The sequence below is a fragment of the Dactylosporangium sp. NPDC049140 genome, assembly GCF_040648435.1.
The window spans coordinates 1-1,929 of sequence record NZ_JBEZDS010000146.1 but is presented as its reverse complement, the minus strand read 5'-3'; the positions used below and the strand labels follow the sequence as shown (position 1 = coordinate 1,929).

2 protein-coding genes are annotated in these 1,929 nt (G+C 64.2%); both read right to left on the bottom strand.

Going from position 1 to position 1,929, the window contains the following annotated elements; translation table 11 throughout:
* Positions 1–64: 64 nt before the first annotated feature.
* Positions 65–1,342, bottom strand: coding sequence for a group II intron reverse transcriptase/maturase (gene ltrA / locus AB0B76_RS58895; RefSeq protein WP_360395165.1), 1,278 nt, complete (start codon positions 1,340–1,342; stop codon positions 65–67).
* Positions 1,343–1,701: 359 nt separating this feature from the next.
* Positions 1,702–1,929: hypothetical protein (locus AB0B76_RS58890; protein WP_360395163.1), on the bottom strand; the 228-nt coding region annotated here is incomplete at its 5' end.

Genomic DNA, 1,929 nt, shown 5'->3' with positions numbered 1-1,929 from the left:
GGTCGGGTAGCCCGAGGGAATCGCACCCTCGGGCTCCCACAGAACGGGGCGTGACAGTCTCCCGTCACCCCGCTCCTGCCACCTTGATCATCAGGGGGTTCGTGACCCAGGCCCAATGCGCGAAGAGTCTGGGGCTTCGCTTGGTGGCGTGTTCCCAGGCGGCACGGGCTTTCTCGCGGGCACGGAGCCGTTTGTACTTCTTGCGGGTCCAGCGCACCAGATAGGTGTTGATGCGCGCCAGGAGGATGGACAGAGCGGAGCGGTAGAACGCCCCGTAGTACTGCATCCATCCACGTACGACCGGGTTGATCATCTCGGCGAGTTCGGCTGCGCTGCACTCGGTACGTCGGTGCAGTCGCCATCCGCGTACCGTTCTGCCCAGCCGTTTGAGGGCTTCCTTGCTGACCGCCGGTAGGAACGCGGTGAACACGTCCCCGTGGCGGTCACGGGCCGCGCGGGCTCTGAAGGTGTACCCCAGGAACGTGAACGACGTGTCCTGATGGTGGCCACGCCGGTTACCGTCCTTGCAGTACACGATCTTCGTCTTGTCGGGATGCAGCCGCAGCCCGACCTCGACCATCCTGTCCTCGATCGCCCGACGCACGAACTGCGCCTGGCGTTCGCTGACGCAGTGCACCACCGCGTCGTCGGCGTAACGCTCAAACGGCACGGCCGGGAACGTTCTGGCCATCCACTTGTCGAACGCGTAATGCAGGAACAGGTTCGCCAGCACGGGCGAGGCCGCAGACCCCTGCGGGGTCCCCCGGTCTCGCTGTTGCAACGTCCCGTCAGGCAACTGCAGCGGTGCTTGCAGCCACCGCTTGACATAGAGCACCACCCACGGCAGGTCGGTGTTGGCCTGCACCGCCTTAACGACAAGATCCCACGGCACACTGTCGAAGAACTTCTGGACGTCCAGATCTACTACCCAGTCGTACTTCCAGCACCGCCGCCGGCATATCGCCACCGCGTCCAGCGCGGACCGGTTCGGCCGGTAGCCGTAGGAATCCGGATGGAAGATCTGCTCGACCCTCTCCTCCAACCTCCGGGCCACCACCGTCTGGGCCACCCTGTCCGCGATAGCGGGCACGCCGAGGATTCTCGTCCCACCGCCGTGCGGCTTCGGTATCTCCACCGCCCGCACCGGTGGCGGAAAATAGGTCCCCGAGGACATCCGATTCCAGATCTTGTACAGACTGCTGCTCAGATCGGACTCGAACTGCCCCAATGTCACCCCATCCACGCCCGGTGCGCCCTTGTTCGCCTTGACCTTCTCGTACGCTTCCCAGACTTCCCGCTTGGAGATCTCGAACGACTTCCCTGACGACTTCAGCTCGCTCAACACAGCTCCTCCCAGGGCACCCAGCCCTGGTTGACCGGACGAACAAACCACAGATGGCCCGGCCCCTTCGCTCCACCGCCATTACAGCGGCTTCACCACTACTACGGACCGGTCCGCCAGCGCGCCCCGCGACGGTACTCACCGCCTCGCGGTCTCCACCGCTTGGCTGCTCCCTATCGTCCTGTTAGGACAGTGTCGAGGCGCGCCTTCCCATGTTCCATGCGAGAGCCGCAGACCAGGCTCATGCCGCCTCCATGCCGGACACCACCTGGCCAGTCATCGGGACTCCCGCCAGGCCCTGCTCCCGCAGCCCGAAGCCTGGCCACGGTTTCGATGTCACCTCGTTTGTAACGGCACGTCTACAGCGGTTCGGGTTCACTCACCTTCCTGATCCCCACCTGACGCCTCTCGGGCGCCTTTTCCACATCGCTCACCACGACGGTCTTCAGCCAACGCAGCATGTGGTGGTTTGGAGCCTCCCCCCGAAGGGCGACTCCGAAGGGCCAAACCTTCATCTCCCGCACAGCATCGACTCCCGAAAGACCACTACCTATCCATGCGATCTCCGTTCGTCGTTCATGGCACAC